The organism is Deltaproteobacteria bacterium, assembly GCA_016210045.1.
Classification (GTDB): Bacteria; UBA10199; UBA10199.
Genome location: JACQUX010000038.1, coordinates 268,609 through 287,053, shown reverse-complemented (window position 1 = coordinate 287,053; position 18,445 = coordinate 268,609). Strand labels below are relative to the sequence as shown.

The window sequence follows — 18,445 nt, the reverse complement described above, 5'->3', positions numbered from 1 at the left end:
GATTTTCCTGCATCGCAAGGTACCTGTCCCCACTCGGATGAAGTTGAGAATTTCTGATTGCATCGGGGGGAGGAAGGCCGTAAAGCGCGGCGCATATGCACCTTACGGTGCGGGATTTGACCCGTCTCTTTCAGGTACCGGAAAAGACCGTCCTTGGCTGGATCCGTAGTGGGAGCCTGCCGGCCCAGAAGGTCCATGAACAATATCGCTTCAGTCGCGACGCGGTGATCGAGTGGGCGCATCGGCACGGACATGCGGTGCCGGCCGATTTGGTGCTGGCAGATGAACCGTCGGAGCGCGAGCCGGATGTCGCGGAGACGCTGCCGCTGGCGTGCGCGATGGAGCGCGGCGGGGTGCACGAAAACATCTCGGGAGCCGACACCGCGGAGGTGTTGTCCGCATTGGCTTTGCTGGCGCCGTTGCCGCCGGGATTTTCGGCCGCCGAGCTGGCGCAACTCCTGATGGCACGCGAGACGCTCTGCTCCACCGGGATCGGCGACGGCGTCGCGGTGCCGCATGTGCGCAACCCGATCGTGCTCCCGATCGCCGAACCGGCGCTTTCGCTCTGCTTTTTGGCCCATCCGCTCGACTTCGGTGCCGCAGACGGAGTCCCGATCCATACTTTCTGCCTTTTGCTCGCGCCGACGATCCGCGATCATTTGCAACTCTTGTCACGGCTCGCGTTCGTGTTGCAGCACCCGGGACTGATCGATTGGCTCCGCAGCCGGCCGCCGGCCGCGGCCGTCATGGAACGCTTCCGCGCGGTCGAACGCACCTTCGCCGAGCGGGAGGGGATGTCGCCATGATGGCCCAGCTCGCGGCGCTGGTGCTCCTGTTTACTGGCGCGGCGCTCACTGCGACGGCGCCCACCGCGGAATGGCGACGGCGTTGGAGTTGCGGCGCAGTGCTGCTCGCGGCGCTTTGCGGCGTGATCGGCGTCGTGCCGTTGCTCGGCACGGCGACCGTCACCACATGGACATTGGCCGGGGAACCGCTGCCGGGATTGCATCTGGCCCTCGGGCTCGATCCATTGAGTGCATTCTTCTTGCTGATGCTGTGGGTCCTGGCCGCGCTCACGGCTTGGTTCGCGTTCGAGTATCTCCGCGACGATGCCACGCTGCTCGCCACCGCCGCGTGGTTCCCACTGCTGATCGCCTCGATGGCCGTTGTCGTATTGGCGCGGAACGGATTCCTGTTGTTGCTCGCGTGGGAACTGATGTCGCTCGCGTCGTTTTTCTTGGTGACGACCGATCACGAATCCGCCGTCGCACGGCGCGCGGGATGGCTCTATTTCGGGATCGCGCATCTGGCCACGGCGTTGCTGCTGGTCTTGTTCGTCACAATCGGGTCGGCGGTCGGCTCGCTCGACTTCGATCAATTCCGCGGCATCGGCGATTGGAACGCGGGACTGCGCGGCACCCTTTTTCTCTGCGCGTTGATCGGCTTCGGGACCAAGGCCGGGTTGTTTCCACTCCACGTCTGGCTGCCGCACGCGCATCCGGCGGCGCCGAGCCACATCTCGGCGCTCATGTCGGCCGTGATGATTACGCTCGGCATGTATGGTCTGCTGCGCGTACTGAGTTGGTTGGGACTCCCCCCGTTATGGTGGGGCGGACTCGTCATCGGTCTCGGCAGTGTCGGGGCAGTGTTCGGCGCGCTCTACGCCACGATGCAGCGGGACTGCAAGGCATTGCTCGCGTACAGCACGGTGGAACATAGCGGGATCATCTTCATCGGGATCGGACTCGCATTGCTCGGCGCGACATTGCATCAGCCGTGGATTTGCTGGCTCGGGGGCGCGGGCGCGTTGTGGCACATCTGGAACCATGCGCTGTTTAAAAGTCTGCTCTTCTTTGCGTACGGACACGTCACCCACGCCAGCGGCACGCGGCTGTTAGACCGGCTCGGCGGCTTGTTACGGCAGTTGCCGATCACCGGCGCTGCGGCTGCCATCGGGACGGTGGCGGGCAGCGGACTGCCGCCGTTGAACGGCTTCGTCAGCGAATGGGTGTTGTATCTGGGCTTGCTGCGCGCCTGTCAGGAATTGCACCATGTGCCACTGTTTCTGGCATGCGGCGGCATGCTGGCGCTCACGCTGGCCGGCGGTCTGGCACTGGTCGCGTTCACGAAGACCTTCGGCACGGTGTTTCTCGGCGCTCCGCGCACCCCACTCCCTGCACTCCACGACGCCGGCGGCACGATGCGCGGAGCATTGTGGACGGCGGCCACGCTCTGTGTTGGGATCGGACTGTTTCCGTTGGTGCTTTGGCCGTGGCTGATGCGCACGACGCAGGCGGTGTGCGAGATCTGGGGCATGGCGGCGCCGAGCGACTTGGCGACATTGCACGACGACTTCCGTCTGTTGTGTGCCGCCGCATGGGGGATTGTGCTGTTGATCGCCGGACTCGCGCTGCTGCGGCACTGGCTCGGGCGGCGTACCGGCGCGCGGCGCGCCCTCACGTGGGATTGCGGATTTGCTGCGCCGACCTCACGGATGCAATACAGCGGCGCATCGTACGTCCAACCGTTGGGGGCGGTGTTTCGCGGGCTGTTGCGCCCGCAGACCCACGGCAGTCATTTGCACGGACTCTTCCCCACCACTGCGATGTTTTCGGAACGAGTCGACGACATCGCGGAGCGAACGTTGTATGCCCCGCTTTACTGGACAGTCGCCCGCGGACTACGGGCGTTGCGGCATCTGCAACGGGGACAAATTCGCGATTATCTGGCCTTCATTTTCGCGACCCTCGTAGTACTGCTCCTCTGGGAGGTCTGGTTTGGGATCTAAACCGCTGCTGCTCGGACTCCATTTTCTGCTGCCGCTCCTCGTCGCGCCGGGGTTGTTCGGACTGATCGCGAAGACCAAGGCGTTGGTCGCAGGACGACGCGGGCCGCCGTTGCTGCAAGTCTATCGCGACCTCAACAAATTGTTGCGCAAAGGAACCGTGTATAGTCACACGGCCTCGTGGGTCCTGCCGCTCGCGCCCGTCGTCAACGTAGCCCTATTGATCCTCTGCATCGCGCTGTTGCCGGGCATCGGGGCCGCGCCGCTCCATTTTTCCGGCGATCTGCTGCTGTTCCTCTACGCCCTCGGCCTCGCGCGCTGCGCGACGCTGCTCGCCGCGTTCGATGTCGGCTCCAGCTTCGAAGGGATGGGCGCGAGCCGGGAAGCCACGTTCGGCGCCCTCTCCGAATTGGCCGCGATCCTCGGCTTCATCACGCTCGCGATCCTGACCCATGCCACGTCACTCGACACGATCCTGTCGCGCATTCCCGTCACGGCGGGATTGCAACCGATCTTGGTCCTGTTGGCGCTGATCTTCTTTCTCATCTTGCTAACGGAAAATTCGCGGCTCCCGATCGACGATCCGACGACCCATCTGGAACTCACGATGATCCACGAAGTGATGGTCCTCGACTATGGCGGCGTCGATCTGGCGCTGATCGAACTGGGGCGCGGGCTGAAACTGTTTCTGTTTCTCAGCGTGGTGGCGGGCCTGTGGTGGCCGCAACCGACGTATGCGCCACTCCTCGCTGCGGGATGGCTGCTGGTGAAAATGGGCGCAATGGCGATCGGCGTCGGCCTGATCGAATCAGGGATGGCGCGCTGGCGGCTGGTCAAAATCCCGCAACTGCTGATGGCGAACTTCGTGATGGCGGTCTTTGCGCTGCTGGTCACACTACTGACACTATGAACTGGATCCTCATCGGCATCATCTTAACGGCGTTTTTCTTGCTCGGTAGCGCGCGCTTGGCCGGAGCGATCCGCCTCGCGGCCGTGCAAGGCGCGCTGTTGGCGGCCATCCCGTGGTTGGAGGGCGAGATGTCGAATTGGCATCGCATCCCGCTCGCGATCGTGATCTTTGTGATCAAGGCGATCGCGATTCCGGTCCTGTTGCACCGATCCATTCGCGAGGCTGCGGTGCGCCAAGAGGCCGAGCCGGGCGTGAGTCTGCATGTCTCGCTGCTGACCGGCGGGCTGATTCTCGTGATCGCTTTTTCCAGCGCGCGCGTGTTGCCGTTGCCGGCCACGATCCTCTCCCCGCTCACCATTCCCGTCGCGTTCGCCACGTTCCTGATCGGCTTTCTGATTCTGATTACACGCACGCAAGCGGTCTCGCAGATCATCGGCTTTCTGGTATTGGAGAATGGGATTTTTCTGTTCGGCTCCACGTTGCTGACCGATTTCCCGCTGACGGTGGAACTGGGCGTACTGCTCGATTTGCTGGTCGGCGTCTTCGTGATGGGCATTATGATTTATCACATTCACCGGACGTTCGATCATATCAACACGAAGGCACTCTCCACACTAAAGGACACCGAATGATCGTGTTGTTCTTAGTACTGGGGCCGATGGCGTTGGGGATCGCGAGTCTGCTGGTGCGCGGCGAACGGCGGCGCGCGGCGCGGCGGGCGATCTTGGTCGGCGGCGCGGCATGGCACACGCTCGGCACGTTGGCCACGCTGACGGCGTGGGGCCGCCAAGTGCCGGTCTCGTGGCAGAGTTTTTTGCAACTCGATCCGATCGGTCAGGTCTTTCTGCTGATCATCAGCGTGCTATTTTTCCTCGTCGCGATTTACAGCCTCGGATATTTCCAACAGGAGCAAGAGACGACGCTGGATGACGGCGTCAGTCATCTGTACACGCCGTGCATGCTCTTCTTCCTCGCCGCGATGACGCTCACCACGGTCACGCCGCATTTCGGCGTGCTCTGGGTGGCCGTCGAGGCCACGACGCTCGCGTCGGCGCCGCTCATTTATTACCATCGCCACCCGGGCGCACTGGAGGCGGCGTGGAAATATCTGCTCATTTGTTCCGTCGGGATCGCGCTGGCACTGCTGGGGCTCTTCTTCGTCGCCGCGTCGGGACGCGCGGCACACGTCGATCTCACCGTGCCGTCGCTCATCCATCACGCCGCGGCGCTCGATCAGCGTTGGTTGCGGATCGGCTGCATCTTAGTCCTGATCGGCTTCGGCACCAAAATGGGGCTTGCCCCGCTGCACAATTGGCTCCCCGATGCTCATAGCGAAGCCCCGTCCCCTGTCTCGGCGCTCCTCTCCGGGGCATTGCTGAATTGCGCCTTCCTCGGCATCGTGCGTTTTTATCAAGTGGCGGATGCCGCAGGACTGGGCGCGTTCATGAATCGGCTCTTGATCCTGTTCGGTCTCGTATCATTGCTCGTCGCCACTGCATTCATTGCGGGGCAGCGGGATTACAAACGCCTACTGGCGTATTCGAGCGTCGAACATATGGGCATTTTGGCGTTGGCCGTCGGCGTGGGCGCGGGTGCGGCAGGACTGCTGCATGCCATCAATCACTCGCTCACCAAAGGCCTCCTCTTCTTGGTCGCCGGGCAAATCTTGACACTGTACCGAACGAAAGTGATCGGCGATGTGACTGGATTACTGCGGACCGCGCCGCGCGTCGGCACACTGTTCGCCATCGGCGGACTCGCCATTGTCGGAGCTCCGCCGTTCGCACCGTTCGTCAGCGAATTCCTGATCCTGCAACGCGGCGTGGCGCACGGTCACTATGCAGTCATGGCCATATATCTGCTGTGTCTCGGCATCATCTTCGTCGTCATGTCGCGCGCGCTGTTCGGCATGCTCTTCGGCGCAGCCAATGCGGAGATCGCGCAAACGCCGGCGCTGCCGCGACGGATGATGATCGCCCCCGCCCTCCTCGCGTTGGGCGTCGCAGGCCTCGGTCTCTATCTCCCTGCCGGACTGCAAACCCTTGTCGCCCGCGCGGCCACATTCATCGGAGGGGGATCATGAATCTCGGCGGCTGCAGCGCCCGCAACGGCGTGGCCGTAGTCACGACGGCGATCCCCCAACTCGCGCCGGAAGCGTGGCGCTTGTGGATTGTGACGACCTGTCAAACCGCTCGCGCGCGCTTGCTTGCACTGCCGACAGCAGCGACAGCGGAGGGCGGCCGGTGCGTCTACGCGATCCTCGGCCTCGATACACGGAACGAATTGCGGATCGCGGCCACGACATTTCCGGCAGGACACGCGGCGTATCCCGCACTGACGCCGGACCTGCCGGAGGCCCAGTTATTCGAGCGCGTCGTCTACGAGCAGCACGGAATTTTCCCCGAAGGCCACCCCTGGTTGAAGCCGGTGCGAACGCAACGCGACTACCCGTTCTTCGCCGTGGAAGGCGACGCCGTGCATGAAGTCGCCGTGGGACCGGTGCACGCCGGCATCATTGAACCTGGTCATTTTCGTTTCCAATGTCACGGCGAACAGGTGCTGCATTTGGAAATCGCGCTCGGCTACCAACATCGGGGCGCGTCTGCGTTATTGCGCGTCGCCACGCCCGCGCGTCGTGCCGTCGTGGCCGAATCGCTGGCCGGAGACACGGTGATCGGGCACAGCTGGGCCTATGCGCAGGCGATCGAAGGCCTGGCCGGCGTCGCGGTTGCACACCACGCGCAGCAGCTCCGCGCGCTGGCGTTGGAATTGGAACGACTGGCAAACCATGTCGGCGACCTCGGCGCATTGGCGGCGGACATCGGCTATTTGCCGGCCGCGGCGTATTTTGGACGGCTGCGCGGGGAATTCTTGAATCTGCTGATGGAGCTGACCGGTAATCGGTACGGCCGTTCGCTGGTGTATCCGGGTGGAGTGTGTCACGCTTTCACCGCTGCGTTGCGCGCCCGCTGCGGCACCAAACTCGCGGAGGCCGAACGGGACCTCAAGGCGATCGCCGACCTCTTCTTCGCCGAATCAACCGTCGTCACCCGACTCGAACAAACGGGCGTGGTCGCAAAAAAGGTGGCACGCCAACTGGGGCTGGTCGGCCCAGCCGCGCGCGCCAGTAATTTGCTGCGCGACGTGCGCACCGACTACCCGAGCGGGGCGTATCGGTTTCATTACATCCCGCCGGTGCGGCTGGCCTCCGGCGACGTGTACGCGCGCGCGCTGCTCCGCGTGTTGGAGGCCCAGCAAGCGCTCACGTTCGCAGCGGAACAGTGTCGGATCGTACATCGCGTGGAACCGGGTGCGCCGTGTGAATCGTTGGCGGCGGACCGTTTGGTCGTCAGTCTGATCGAGGGCTGGCGGGGCGAAATCGTCCATGTGGTGCGGACCGACGCATACGGCGCGATCGACGCCTACGATGTCGTCGATCCGTCCTTCCACAACTGGATGGGACTCGCGTGGGCGTGCCGCGGCGGACAGATCTCCGACTTTCCATTGTGTAATAAAAGTTTCAATTTGTCGTATGCGGGACACGATTTGTAACACCGGGAGCCGGGACGATGTGGGACACGTTCAAAACACGGTGGCAGCAAGGACATCGGACGCAGGCCTTCCCCCCGGCACAGCCGCTGCCGGAGCGATTCCGCGGTCGCCCGACGATCGACGCCGGCCGTTGCGCTGCCGGCTGCACCGCGTGTCGCGACGCTTGCCCGACCGAGGCGATCACGCTCGCGCCGCTGACGTTCGACCTCGGCCGTTGCACGTTTTGTCCCGCGTGCGCGGAGGCCTGTCCGAGCGGCGCAATCGCGTGGACGCCGGATTATCGGTTAGCCACGCGCACGCGCGAGGGCTTGCTGCTACGGGACGCTGCGCTCCCGTTGGCCACGGCGTTGGATCGGAAAATGCGCGCGTTGTTCGGACGATCGCTGAAGCTGCGCCAAGTGAGTGCCGGCGGCTGCAACGGATGCGAGCTGGAACTCCAAGCACTGAACAACGTGGTCTTCGACTTGAGCCGTTTCGGAATCCAATTCGTCGCGTCGCCACGCCATGCTGACGGCTTGGTCATTACCGGCCCAGTCACGGCAAACATGCGGCTGGCGCTGCAAAAAACGTATGAGGCGGTCCCCGATCCGAAACTCGTCATCGCGGTCGGCGCCTGCGCAATCAGCGGCGGGCCGTTCCTGAACAGCCCCGCGTGCCACAACGGCGCCACGTCCACAGTCCCGGTGGACCTCTTCATCCCCGGCTGTCCGCCGCACCCGCTCACGATCCTCGACGGACTGTTGCGTTTGCTCGGCCGCTTGGAGTCGGGGCGGGAGCGAAATACGGCATGAGCACGTCATTCCTCAATTTCGACTTTTATGCCCTCTGTTATGGGTTCTTCTTCGGGATCGTCGGCTATGCGGCGTGGCGGTATGGGCGTAAAACCCAGAGCACACGCCATATTGCGCTAGGATTGGCGCTGATGGTCTACAGTTACTTCGTGCCAAATCCGTGGGCGTCATTCTTCATCGGCCTCAGCCTGACGGGATTATTATTTTGGCCGTAATGAACCCTGACCCTCCGCCTCCGGCGGAACCCTCTCCCCGTCGGGGCGAGGGGTATTAAAGGAAGTCACTCCTACTCAGCAACTTTTTCGACCGACAGCCGATAGTAGTGAGGCGATGGCGATCAACCCAACATCTGGCGTTCCTCCGCTCTCCGGGACATGGTGGCACAGCCGCGCGCCGTTAACGGCGTCGGTTCGGCGTCGTCTGACCGGGGCGGCGTTCCTCACGGCTGCGGGACTCCGGCTCCAGCGGTTGGCCCCGTCGCCCACCGCAACGCGCCAGCGGGGCCCGCTGGCCCGCGCCGCCAGAGAGCTGTTCACGGACTTCGGCGCCTGGTGTCACCAACGCGGCCGCCGCACGATCGAGCACATCCTCGGCCAAGACGCCGGATTGCTGGGCGTCTCGGAGGTCCTGCTCGAAAATACGTCGTTTGAACCGGTCCGCCCGACTTTGGGAATCGACGTCGTACGGGCAAGTGCCGAAGCCCTACTCCCTGCGTTCCACGCCCACTGCGGCCCGGCTCGGTTGGCGGCACCGGACCCCGAATCTGCCCTTGCCCAATGGGCCGAGTCCGATGGCGGCATTGTCTGGCGCATTGCCGAAGACCCGCCGCATTATTTTGCGCAGCAGTTCCACGTCTTGCGGATGGTCGATTGCGGCATGATACCACTCGATCATGCCGCCGCACGGCGGGCCTTGCTCCGTCTGGCGCATTTGCTCGACTTGGCGACTTGGCATCCGATGGCCGCCACAATTATCGCGTTTGAACTCCAGCGCCACGCGGATCCGGCACCTGACGCATATCTCCATTGGGCCGGCGTCTTGGACACGCTGGTCGGCCAACACGGCGGCTACGCGGAACGCGTGCGCGTCTTGTTCGGCACGATCGGCATTACACTTTAAGTGTTACGGTCAGAGACAATCTGACAACACCGCAGCAGCGTTCGGCGATCTACATTCGGTTGTGATGGATTTGACCGCATCCTTTACTGAATCACACTGAAAATGAAGGTGTCCGTGCCGCCATCCTGGACACTCCCAACGCCGATGTAGTCCTCGTTGCTGTCGAGAGCGAGTCCTGTGCCACCGCCAGCCTCGGTAAAGACCGCCAAGCCGTCCGAATCGAACGTCGTGTTGAGCGTTCCCGACGACGTCACACGCGCCAGTAAGGCATCCCCTGTGCTGGATCCGATCACGACAATGCGGCCGCCGGAATGAATAGCGACATCGTAGCAGAGGTCTTGCAATTCGCCTCCGGCGTCGTTACCAAATTGGAAGATTCCGGAGCTGCCGAAGTCGGCATCCAGAGTTCCGGTCGTGCCGTAGCGGGCGAGGACACAGTCATTCGAGGTCGAATTGTTATCAGTTTGTCCCACGATCACGATCTGGCCGTCGCTCTGGATGGCCACGCCCAATCCCTGTTCATTACTCGCGCTCCCGACGGTGAACGCATTTCGCCCATCCACGCTAAAGCTCGTATCCAGTGCGCCCGCGGCCGAGAAACGCGCAATCGCGATATCCTGTCCCGGCGTATCGAAGGTCTGATCCTCGCCGACAGCCACAATCTTGCCATCGCTATCCATCGCACAGTCAAAGAAGAAATCGAAATCCGCATCCGAGTACGTCCCATTGGTGGCAAAGGTCGTATCGAGATCACCATTCGTATCGTAGCGTGCAAGGCCAGCTCGACCTCCGATCTGTCCGCAGAGAATCGCCTGATCCGACGGATTGATCACTAAGTCATATTGTGTGTCGGTATCTGCGGCGGCATTGAAATCGACGAGCGCGATGCCATCCCCGCCACCATAGGTCGGATCGAGCGCGCCGCTGGTCGTGTAGCGCAGTACTGCAAAATTGCGCTCCGTATCATCGCTGTTACTGGCCCAGACCGACACGACAATTTTGTCATCCGATTGCAGGGCGACCCCCTGGCCGAAATCACCTCCGCCGACGAGATCGACCAGGTCATACCAATCCAATGATCCATCCGCGTTGAATCGAACGACGAGGACGTCCTGATCTGTCCCATTGTATGCCGTTCCAACGGCGACGATTTTTCCATCGGATTGTACGACCACACTTTGCAGTGAATCAAAGCCGTCGCCCGTGGTCGAGAACGATTCGTCGTACCACCCATTACCGCTGAATTGCGGGTTGTAGTGACCGCTCTCGGCGATGGTCGTGAGCTCCCAACTCGCCGCGGCCGTCAAGGCATTGCCGGCCGTGTCCTTCACTGCGGTCGAAATCGTTGCGGTATAGGACGTGCTGTAACTCAGATTGCCAGTGGGCGTGAGCGTCGCGGTCGTGCCACTGTAGTCGACTGCGGCGGAAACGGCAGCCCCTCCGGCGGTAGGGCGTACGGTGAAGCTGCTGGTCGTCACCGTGCTCGAATCCATGGCTTCGCTAAAGGTGGCCGTCATCTGGGCATTGACCGCCACTCGCGTGGCGCCATTCACGGGACTGGTCGACGCAATCGATGGCACTTTAGTGTCCACTTCAGTCCCCGTCGTAAAACTCCAGGTGTATGGCGCAGAGGGCGGCGTTCCGCCCGTATCGGTCACGCCGGTGGTCACGGTCCCCGTATAGGTCGTGCTAGCGGTAAGGAGCGTCGTGGGCATCAGGATGGCGGTGGTGGCATCATCGCCGATGGTAATCGTCCCATTCACCACCGCTCCACTGCCGTCGGTCAGCTTGAATGTGCTCGCGGTAATAGACGAACCATCCATAGTCTCACTAAATGTCACTGTGGCGGACGAATTGAGCATGACGGCGGTCGCCCCGTCAACGGGACTCGTCCCCGTCACTGACGGCGGCGAGGCGACGGCGGCCACCGTGGGCAGCGAAAATTGTTCCACTAGAATGACGTCGTCAATCGTCAGACAATCGCCCGTCGGAATGACGGTACCGGTGATGAAACAGCCATCGACATTGACCGCGGTACTCCCCGTAATCGTCTGAGTGGCGCGAATCGTCGCGGCGTTCCAACGGTCGATCACCGTGACGGTCTTCGACTCGCCATTGTCCACTAGCGTACCATTGACATTGGCGGTCCGCGTAGCGCTGCCGATACTCTTGCCGGAGGGGCTATTGATTGACGCGCTGGATGCACTGGTCTCGGTCAAAACCGCGCGGGTTCCGGAGTTGAGAATGCCCGATGAATCCGCCGTCGTGGTCGCCGAAATCATATCCAGCTTGAGACTCGTGCTATCCGTAAAATCCCAAGTACCCACAATAAGGTGCGACTCCGTCCCATCAAAGAGAGCGGCCTCGGTGGACGCATCCGTCACCGTCGAAAACGTGTAGAAGCAACCGGCCCCCCTACTTGTGGAGGTCACCGGCGAGGTCATCTTGCCATACCATACCCGCTTTCCTCCCACGGTAATGCGCACGCAGATCGGGAACTCCCCAGTGTTCCCTGAGCAAGCGGCCGTGCAATCGATCCCCGAGATGCTGCTGGTCAGCGTCGGGAAACTGAAATCCGTAAAGTCGGCGAACCATACGCCCCCATTCGCAGTGGTGCCAATGGTGCTGGTAACCGAGGTGCTCGCCTCGGCAGTCACCGCCGCCAAGTGCGCGAGGATCGCATCCAACTGCGCATTATCTTGGTCCGTCTGATAAAGCCCTTGGGCCAGGGCATTTTCTCCAGGCAGTGTCTTGTCGGTCGATTTTTCGACGGCGAGGTTTCCATTCGCCGTATCGGTCACTTCATCGACACCAATTGACAAGGCCGACGGCATCGCGAAATTCGACGGCAATTCAATCGGGATCGGCGTGGAGCTGGTTCCGGAGGGCACGCCGGCAGACCCACATCCGACGGAAAGCCACACCGCCAAGCAGAACGCGGTGACACCAACCCCTACAGATCGCATGGGATGAGAGGACACAGCGATGAATCGATGCAATCGTCACACCACGCCGCAGCGAAAAAAAAACGTCGCCCGAACGCACAGATGCCACGCGCCGCGCCATGCTCCGTGGGTTGGCGGTCACCCGTTGACCTCATTTTGAGTGAGCAGTTATACCCGGCCTGGGCAGGTCTCAGGTTACGGCCAGAGGCGATAGACGACGACATTGTTTGAACCGGAGGAAAAGTCAGCATATCCGGCCGTTACCAATTTACCATCGGACTGCAATACGGCGGCGTCGAATTCGCCCGTCGTGCCAGTCCCGCCAGTGGCAATGGTCAAGATCCCGTCACTGTCGAAGTTGGTATTCAGCACGCCGACATTACTGATTTGCGCCACGACATAGTAGAATTCGGCAACATTGGTCCAGGCGTTCCCGACCACAAACATGCTCCCATCGGATTGCACCACGAGGTCGTTGGCATTCGCCGTGGTATGCGTCCCGATCGTCGTCGTGAAGATCCCATCGCCGCTGAACGCGGTGTCGAGTGCGCCGTTACTGGCACCATCCACTCTCAGCACAAACAGTTCGTCCGTGGTCGTGGCCACCGAGCCTGCAATCAAGATATCGCCATCCGACTGCACGACCATGCTCGACACCATATCATTCAGCGCACTCCCTGCTTGTACGTCATACGTGGCCACACCGTCGGTATTAAACACCACGTCGATGTCGCCCTCGTTGTTGAGGAACATCAAATAGACGTTATATTCTGAACCGTCATAGTAGCGGCCGGCGGCCCATAATCCGGCGCCACTGGCGGGCAACGCAATCGCCTGCGCGCTGTCGTCACCGCCGAAGGTGCTCGTGACGACGATCCCGTCGCCGCCGAACGTGGTGTCGAGCGCGCCGCTGCTGGTGAGCCGAACCAGCGCGGTCTGCGTGCCGGCGCCACCCGCCACGACAATCCGTCCGCTGGCATCGATCAAGGCATCGTATGTATATTCCGTGGCACCCGTCGGGTCGTTGATATTCACGGTCACGCTCCCGTCGGCGCTGAAGTCCGTATCGAGTGAGCCGGTCGTGGTGTAGCGCGCAATGATCATGTCGGCGTTGTCAGAGGTCGTGCCGGCCACGACGATCTTCCCATCCGATTGGATCGCAACGGCATTCCAACGGCCCATCCCGCTCTCCGCACTGGCCAGCACGACGCCATCCGAATCGAAGGTCGTGTCGAGCACCCCGGCGCTGGTATAGCGCAGCACCATCGCATTCCCGGTCGATCCGACCACGACCAATTTCCCATCCGACTGGCGGGCCATGTCGTACGCGAAGTTCTGATTCGTGGTCCCGACGACGTCCGTCTCGACGCTCCCGGTGCTATTGAAACTCGTATCGAGGCTTCCCGGGGCGGGGCGAGTCGTGAAGCTCCACGAAGTTGGCGTGCTCAGCGCATTGCCGACACTGTCTTGCACGCCGGTCGTGAGCGTCGCTTCGTGCGTGGTGTTGTAGGCAAGCGAACTCGTCGGCGTCAGCGTGGCCGTCGTGCCGGCGGCGCTCACGGAGGCCGCCACCGGCGTGCCGCCCGTGGTCAGCGTGAACGTACTCGTGGTCAGCGTCGCGGCATTCATGGCCCGGTCGAACGTGACCTCGACCGCACTGCTGATACTCACCTCGGTGGCACCCGCTGCAGGCGTGGACGACGACACACCCGGCGGCGTGTCGTTATCCGTGATCGTATACGTGTGGCTCGTGTTGGTCCCGAGCGTGGCGTTTGCCGGATTGGAGAGGGTCACGATCACCGTCTCGGAGCTCTCAACCTGCGCGTCGTCGACGATCGCCAGCGCAAGCGTGGTCGTAGTGCTGCCGGCACTGATCGTGGCCGTTCCGCTCGCTAACGTAAAGTCGGTGCCGCTCCCGGTGGCCGTCCCGCCGGTGACAGCATACGCCACGGTCACAGCATCGGCACTCGCGGCGGACAGCGTGACTTGCACCGACACGGATCCGGTGGACTCGGCACCACTTGCACTCGTCGCAGTGAACGCCACGGTCGGGAGTGTGGCGCCACCACCCGAACTACTCCCACCGCTGGACGAACTGGAAGAACTGCTCGCGTCTCCGCTGCTGCTCCCACCGCTGGAGCTACTTGACGAACTGCCGCCATCGCCACCACTGGAGCTGCTGCCGGACGAACTACTACTCGACTCGTCGAGCGTCGCCACCATCACCGTCTCTTCCAACGGCGGCGGCGTCGCCTCTTCAGGCGCGCGCTCTTCCGTGATCGTCAGCGATTCGCATCCGGCCACATCGGTAAAAACCTCCTCACCCGTCTCCAAATCGAAACAGCCCGCGTCGGTCGTGGTCGTGTCGTTGGTCAACGTATAACTCGATTGACTCAGTGTGTCGGTCCAGCGATGCACCGCTTCAATGTCCAACGGCGATTCACCGACCGTGATCTGCCCCCGCAAGCGGGCCAACGTCGTGACCGTGGCGTCGGTCGCCGTGGCGGCGTTCAACACCGCGTGATGGCTGTCGATCCGCACGCCTTCCGCGTCGGCCGCTGTAGTCGACGACACCAACTCTAGCCAGCGACTCGCCGTGTCGCGGAAGTCCCAACGGCCCGCCAGAACGTAGGACTCCGTCCCGGTAAAGAGTGCTGCGCTCGACGCGGCGCTCGCCGTGACGTCGGAGACGGTGTAGAAACAACCGGCCCCACCGGCAGCATCGACCGCGCTCAAGATCTTAAAAAACGCCGCACGCTTGCCCCCGACCCAAATCCGCATGCAGACGGGATAACTCGCGGTATGCCCCGAACAGGTTGCACTACAATCGAGCGTGGGAAATCCGGCCGTGTCGAAATCCACGGTCGGAAATTCCGCGGCGGAAAAATCCGCGACCCAGGCACTGCCATCGTCGGTCGTGCCGCTCGCGCTCGTCACGGTCGCATCGCTATTGGCCGAGACGTTGGCCAGGACGGCCAAGATTGCGTCGAGTCGCGTGTTCCCGTTATCGGTCGGATAGACGCTTTGTTGCAGCGGCGTCTCGCCGGGAACGACCACCGTCTTGCCCAACGGGACGGAAACATCGGCGGCCCCTTGCACCGGAGCGACACTGATCGCTAAACTCTCAGGTAGCTGCACGACGCTCGGGAGTTCAATCGGAATCGGCGTGGTGCCGGTCCCGGAGGGCACGCCAGCCGCCCCGCACCCGACCGAGAGCCACACCGCCAAGCAGAGCGCAGTGACACCAACCCCTACAGATCGCATGGGATGAGAGGACACAACGACGAATCGGTGCAATCGCCACACCACACAGCAGCGAAAAAAAAACATCGCCCGACCGCGCAGATGCCGCGCACGGCCCCATGCACCGTGGGTTCCCGGCCACCCGTTCGCCTCATTTTGAGCGAGAAGTTCTACCCAGCTGGAGACCTGTTTGCGGACTACCTCGCTGCTCGCGTTCTTCGCGCAGATACTTCTCCCACTTGGTGTGCGTATCTTGTTTCAGCGAGCGGATGAATTCGAAGACGTGTTTCACTTCAATGCCCACGAACGGGAACGTACTGTGCGGCGTGCGGACGAAATTGATCCCATAGCCGAGATTCAGGAAATCGAAGACGGTCAGACCGATCCCGCCGAAGCCGTCGACGGAATCGCTCACGACGAGATCGCCGCCCATCGCCTTCAGTTCTTTGCGCGTCACCAGCCCGGTAAAGAGATTCAACCGCACGGCGCGCAACGACTTCCGAAACCATCCATAGTGCCGCTCCGGGTCCATATGGGAACCGATCGAAAAGGAAAACGCGGCGCCCGTCGTCGCACCTTGAATGGCATCGTTCGGGTTGGGGTGAAAAAAACCGATCGGGTAGAGTAGCGAAATATCGATATCCGGGACCGGCCCGGTCTTGTGATAGCGGAAATAATATTCGCGCACGTCGGTCGGGTCGGCAAAGCGGGTCAGGCGCACAATGACCGGATCGCCGTCGCGGATCTCGTATTGCAGCAACACGCCGTACATGAAGATCGTCGGCGCGGTCCCGCGTTCCACCAACTGCATCAAGTTGACGATCTTCCGATTCGGATGCCGATTGAGCAATCGCTCCGCGACTTTTTGTTCCAACGTCGTGCTCTGTTGAAACAGACCGATCGGCCGCTGACTCCCTTCATGGAAATAGCTCATTTCCACGCGGTAGGCGTCCACAACGGACGGGGCGAATTGCCACGCGCCATGCTGCGTCACGATGCACGGCGTTTCGACACAGCGGTCGACGGATTCAAACGCGCGCGGCTTTTTTTTGGCCCCGCGATCGAACAGCACCGCCGGCGTGGGCGACGCGCTGATCGTCCGCATAGGCCTACGATGTTTCGCCACGGCCGTGGAAACGCCGAGAGAAAGTATACAGCCGAGAAAAATCAGGTAGAATGGGCAACGAATCCTCATGTACACGACCTTTTTCACACGTTTTTACGTCTTCGCCTTTTGTTCCCGCTGCTACTTGTACTTGCCGATCTTCGTCGTCTGGCTGCTGCGCCAAGGACTGACCCAGACCGATGTCATGCTGCTCATCTCGCTGTACATCGGCAGCGCGCTGCTCGCGGAACTCCCGACCGGACTCTTTGCCGACCGCTTCGGCCGCAAATGGGCGCTCTTTGCGGGCAGCGGGCTGCAAGTCCTCGGCGCCCTCTGCCTGGTTCCGGCCCACGCATTCGCGTGGTACGCCCTCGGCGAATGTCTGCTGGGCGTCGGCTATGCGTTCAAGACCGGCGCGACTGAGGCCTTGCTGTACGACCATTTAAAGGAACGAAACGCGACGGCTGATTACCAAAGGCGCTATGCCAACGCAAAGTTTTTTGAGTTCGCCGCGATGAGCGTCGGCGCCGTGGTCGGCGCGCCGCTCTACATCGCGTTTCCACAAGGACCGTTTTACGGCACGGCCATGCTGTTTCTCGCCGCCGCGCTCACTGCGCTGACGATCCCCGAACCCCCGTCCACGACCGTCGCGTTGCGACTGCGCACGCTGCTCGCCGGATGGCGCGAAATCCGCGTCGGCGTGCCCGCACTGCGCGCGCTGATCGGCTATTATGGCTGGTTTTTCTCGCTCGTCTTGATCGTCACCACCACGTTGAGCCAACCGTATTTGCGCACGCTCGGCGTCCCGCTTTCGGCCTTCGGCTGGGTCTTCTTAGGCTGCAACATGTTAGCGATGGGCGGCACGTTAGCGGCGAATCGGTGGGGATCGCATCTGCTCGGACATCATTTTTTCCTGCAACTCGGGCTCGGATGCATCGCGATTTGCCTCGGCCTCGCCATCGGTCGTACGACGGGGGCGATTGTGATCCTGGCCCTGATCTACGCCGCATGGGGTCTGCTGTTGCCGACCGTCAGCGCGGCCGTGAATCGGCTGGTCGCGTCCGAACGGCGCGCGACCGTGCTGTCGATTCAAGATTTCCTACAGAACGGAATCTTCATCCCCGCCGCGCTCGGCGTGGGCTGGCTGGTCGACCATCGAGGATTCCCGACGACGTTCTTCGTGTTGGCCGTCGTCAGCGCGGCGGTGTTAACGGTGACGGTACGGTGGTTGAAACGGTCGTGAGTGGTTATGCAACGGCGGCAAGCTGTTCAGTGCGCTCGACGTCCAAAGCAATGTGCCGCGACACTGCAGCACATTCGGCGGCTAACGCGGCCAGATCGGCATCAGGAGAGACCGGCAACGGAACAAATGCATCCTGCAGACCCTGCACTGCCAGTTCCGCGCGGGCTTGCGCTGCATGCTCGGCGGCAGTCACCGCCCCCTGGCTCAACAATTTCAGAAACATCCCGAACAGCCACGAAGGACAACCGCCTTTCACTAACTGCCGCAACGCGCGCGGATTGTCACGCGCGGCGAGCAATTGTCGTGCGACTTCACCTTTCGCGGCCGCCAGACGGCACCAGACTGCGGCCTCCAGCTGTCGATCCGCCACATTCCGCGCCGCCGCCTCCCACCATTCCATCTGCGTTACCGGGTCTCGCGCTGTTTCGGCCAATGCGACTGCACAACGCGCGGCCTCGTTACACAACCGGCGCTGATCGGCCGACCGAAACTCCCGCTGCCACGCCGCCCGGCGAAACCACGTTTCGGCCGCGACCAAATCACCCGCCCTTCGTAGCCGTATCGCGCGCGCCTCCGCGACCACGCTCGCCGCGTTTGGCGCCCGCCCACGCATTCGCATCCGCGTTGCGACGTTGCCGCAACGACGCATCACTCCGGTCACCACTGGAATTCGCATTGTCATGCCCGCTAGCGACCACGATCGGCACCCTCTGTCAAGGTTGTGCCATCTGATCATGCTCAGCCATTGCGGG

General features: G+C 62.2%; 14 protein-coding genes. 10 read left to right on the top strand and 4 right to left on the bottom strand.

Translation table 11 applies throughout. The features are described from left to right. Positions 1 to 95: 95 nt before the first annotated feature. The 9 genes from HY696_11785 (at position 96) to HY696_11745 (ending at position 9,157) form a co-directional block, all read left to right on the top strand. Positions 96 to 806, top strand: a complete 711-nt coding sequence (locus tag HY696_11785; GenBank protein ID MBI4239078.1) for a PTS sugar transporter subunit IIA — start codon at positions 96 to 98, stop codon at positions 804 to 806. After that, positions 803 to 2,788, top strand: a complete 1,986-nt coding sequence (locus tag HY696_11780; GenBank protein ID MBI4239077.1) for a hypothetical protein — start codon at positions 803 to 805, stop codon at positions 2,786 to 2,788. The genes HY696_11785 and HY696_11780 overlap by 4 nt, the downstream gene beginning before the upstream one ends. 4 nt (positions 2,789 to 2,792) lie before the next feature. Further along, a complete protein-coding gene (locus tag HY696_11775; protein ID MBI4239076.1) occupies positions 2,793 to 3,695 on the top strand; it encodes an NADH-quinone oxidoreductase subunit H in 903 nt (300 codons plus the stop codon). Next, entirely contained in the window at positions 3,692 to 4,327 is a 636-nt protein-coding gene (locus tag HY696_11770) for a hydrogenase (GenBank protein ID MBI4239075.1), read from the top strand. Before HY696_11775 ends, HY696_11770 begins: the two co-directional genes overlap by 4 nt. Then, complete coding sequence (locus HY696_11765; GenBank protein ID MBI4239074.1) at positions 4,324 to 5,778, top strand: NADH dehydrogenase FAD-containing subunit; 1,455 nt, start codon at positions 4,324 to 4,326, stop codon at positions 5,776 to 5,778. Before HY696_11770 ends, HY696_11765 begins: the two co-directional genes overlap by 4 nt. Further along, on the top strand, positions 5,775 to 7,247 hold the full coding sequence (locus tag HY696_11760) for an NADH-quinone oxidoreductase subunit C (protein ID MBI4239073.1): 1,473 nt from the start codon (positions 5,775 to 5,777) through the stop codon (positions 7,245 to 7,247). Before HY696_11765 ends, HY696_11760 begins: the two co-directional genes overlap by 4 nt. A 17-nt stretch (positions 7,248 to 7,264) precedes the next feature. Continuing rightward, a complete protein-coding gene (nuoB, locus tag HY696_11755) occupies positions 7,265 to 8,038 on the top strand; it encodes an NADH-quinone oxidoreductase subunit NuoB (protein ID MBI4239072.1) in 774 nt (257 codons plus the stop codon). Continuing rightward, positions 8,035 to 8,253: a hypothetical protein gene (locus HY696_11750; protein MBI4239071.1), complete on the top strand. Its 219-nt coding sequence runs from the start codon at positions 8,035 to 8,037 to the stop codon at positions 8,251 to 8,253. Before nuoB ends, HY696_11750 begins: the two co-directional genes overlap by 4 nt. 115 nt (positions 8,254 to 8,368) lie before the next feature. Continuing rightward, entirely contained in the window at positions 8,369 to 9,157 is a 789-nt protein-coding gene (locus HY696_11745) for a hypothetical protein (protein MBI4239070.1), read from the top strand. Between the two features lie 83 nt (positions 9,158 to 9,240). On the opposite strand, the gene HY696_11740 is transcribed toward HY696_11745, so the two are convergent. The 3 genes from HY696_11740 to HY696_11730 form a co-directional block, all read right to left on the bottom strand. Then, on the bottom strand, positions 9,241 to 12,123 hold the full coding sequence (locus HY696_11740; GenBank protein ID MBI4239069.1) for an Ig-like domain-containing protein: 2,883 nt from the start codon (positions 12,121 to 12,123) through the stop codon (positions 9,241 to 9,243). 174 nt (positions 12,124 to 12,297) lie between these two features. Further along, the gene (locus HY696_11735; protein ID MBI4239068.1) at positions 12,298 to 15,366 is read right to left on the bottom strand and encodes an Ig-like domain-containing protein; all 3,069 of its coding nucleotides are present in this window, start codon (positions 15,364 to 15,366) and stop codon (positions 12,298 to 12,300) included. A gap of 130 nt (positions 15,367 to 15,496) precedes the next feature. Further along, positions 15,497 to 16,450, bottom strand: a complete 954-nt coding sequence (locus HY696_11730; GenBank protein MBI4239067.1) for a hypothetical protein — start codon at positions 16,448 to 16,450, stop codon at positions 15,497 to 15,499. Between the two features lie 88 nt (positions 16,451 to 16,538). Between HY696_11730 and HY696_11725 the strand changes: the two genes are divergently transcribed. Continuing rightward, positions 16,539 to 17,693: an MFS transporter gene (locus HY696_11725; GenBank protein MBI4239066.1), complete on the top strand. Its 1,155-nt coding sequence runs from the start codon at positions 16,539 to 16,541 to the stop codon at positions 17,691 to 17,693. A 4-nt stretch (positions 17,694 to 17,697) separates the two neighbouring features. Here HY696_11725 and HY696_11720 read toward each other — a convergent pair whose 3' ends face one another. Then, positions 17,698 to 18,375 carry a hypothetical protein gene (locus tag HY696_11720; GenBank protein ID MBI4239065.1) on the bottom strand — a complete coding sequence of 226 codons (678 nt, stop codon included), beginning with the start codon at positions 18,373 to 18,375 and terminating at the stop codon, positions 17,698 to 17,700. Positions 18,376 to 18,445: the final 70 nt, after the last annotated feature.

What these genes read in the sequence shown, in the direction of transcription:
- HY696_11785 (MBI4239078.1), top strand. Translation starts at nt 96, where the DNA reads ATGCACCTTACGGTGCGGGATTTGACCCGTCTCTTTCAGGTACCGGAA.
- HY696_11780 (MBI4239077.1), top strand. Translation starts at nt 803, where the DNA reads ATGATGGCCCAGCTCGCGGCGCTGGTGCTCCTGTTTACTGGCGCGGCG.
- HY696_11770 (MBI4239075.1), top strand. Translation starts at nt 3,692, where the DNA reads ATGAACTGGATCCTCATCGGCATCATCTTAACGGCGTTTTTCTTGCTC.
- HY696_11765 (MBI4239074.1), top strand. Translation starts at nt 4,324, where the DNA reads ATGATCGTGTTGTTCTTAGTACTGGGGCCGATGGCGTTGGGGATCGCG.
- HY696_11760 (MBI4239073.1), top strand. Translation starts at nt 5,775, where the DNA reads ATGAATCTCGGCGGCTGCAGCGCCCGCAACGGCGTGGCCGTAGTCACG.
- nuoB (MBI4239072.1), top strand. Translation starts at nt 7,265, where the DNA reads ATGTGGGACACGTTCAAAACACGGTGGCAGCAAGGACATCGGACGCAG.
- HY696_11750 (MBI4239071.1), top strand. Translation starts at nt 8,035, where the DNA reads ATGAGCACGTCATTCCTCAATTTCGACTTTTATGCCCTCTGTTATGGG.
- HY696_11745 (MBI4239070.1), top strand. Translation starts at nt 8,369, where the DNA reads ATGGCGATCAACCCAACATCTGGCGTTCCTCCGCTCTCCGGGACATGG.
- HY696_11740 (MBI4239069.1), bottom strand. Translation starts at nt 12,123, where the DNA reads ATGCGATCTGTAGGGGTTGGTGTCACCGCGTTCTGCTTGGCGGTGTGG.
- HY696_11735 (MBI4239068.1), bottom strand. Translation starts at nt 15,366, where the DNA reads ATGCGATCTGTAGGGGTTGGTGTCACTGCGCTCTGCTTGGCGGTGTGG.
- HY696_11730 (MBI4239067.1), bottom strand. Translation starts at nt 16,450, where the DNA reads ATGCGGACGATCAGCGCGTCGCCCACGCCGGCGGTGCTGTTCGATCGC.
- HY696_11725 (MBI4239066.1), top strand. Translation starts at nt 16,539, where the DNA reads ATGTACACGACCTTTTTCACACGTTTTTACGTCTTCGCCTTTTGTTCC.
- HY696_11720 (MBI4239065.1), bottom strand. Translation starts at nt 18,375, where the DNA reads ATGACAATGCGAATTCCAGTGGTGACCGGAGTGATGCGTCGTTGCGGC.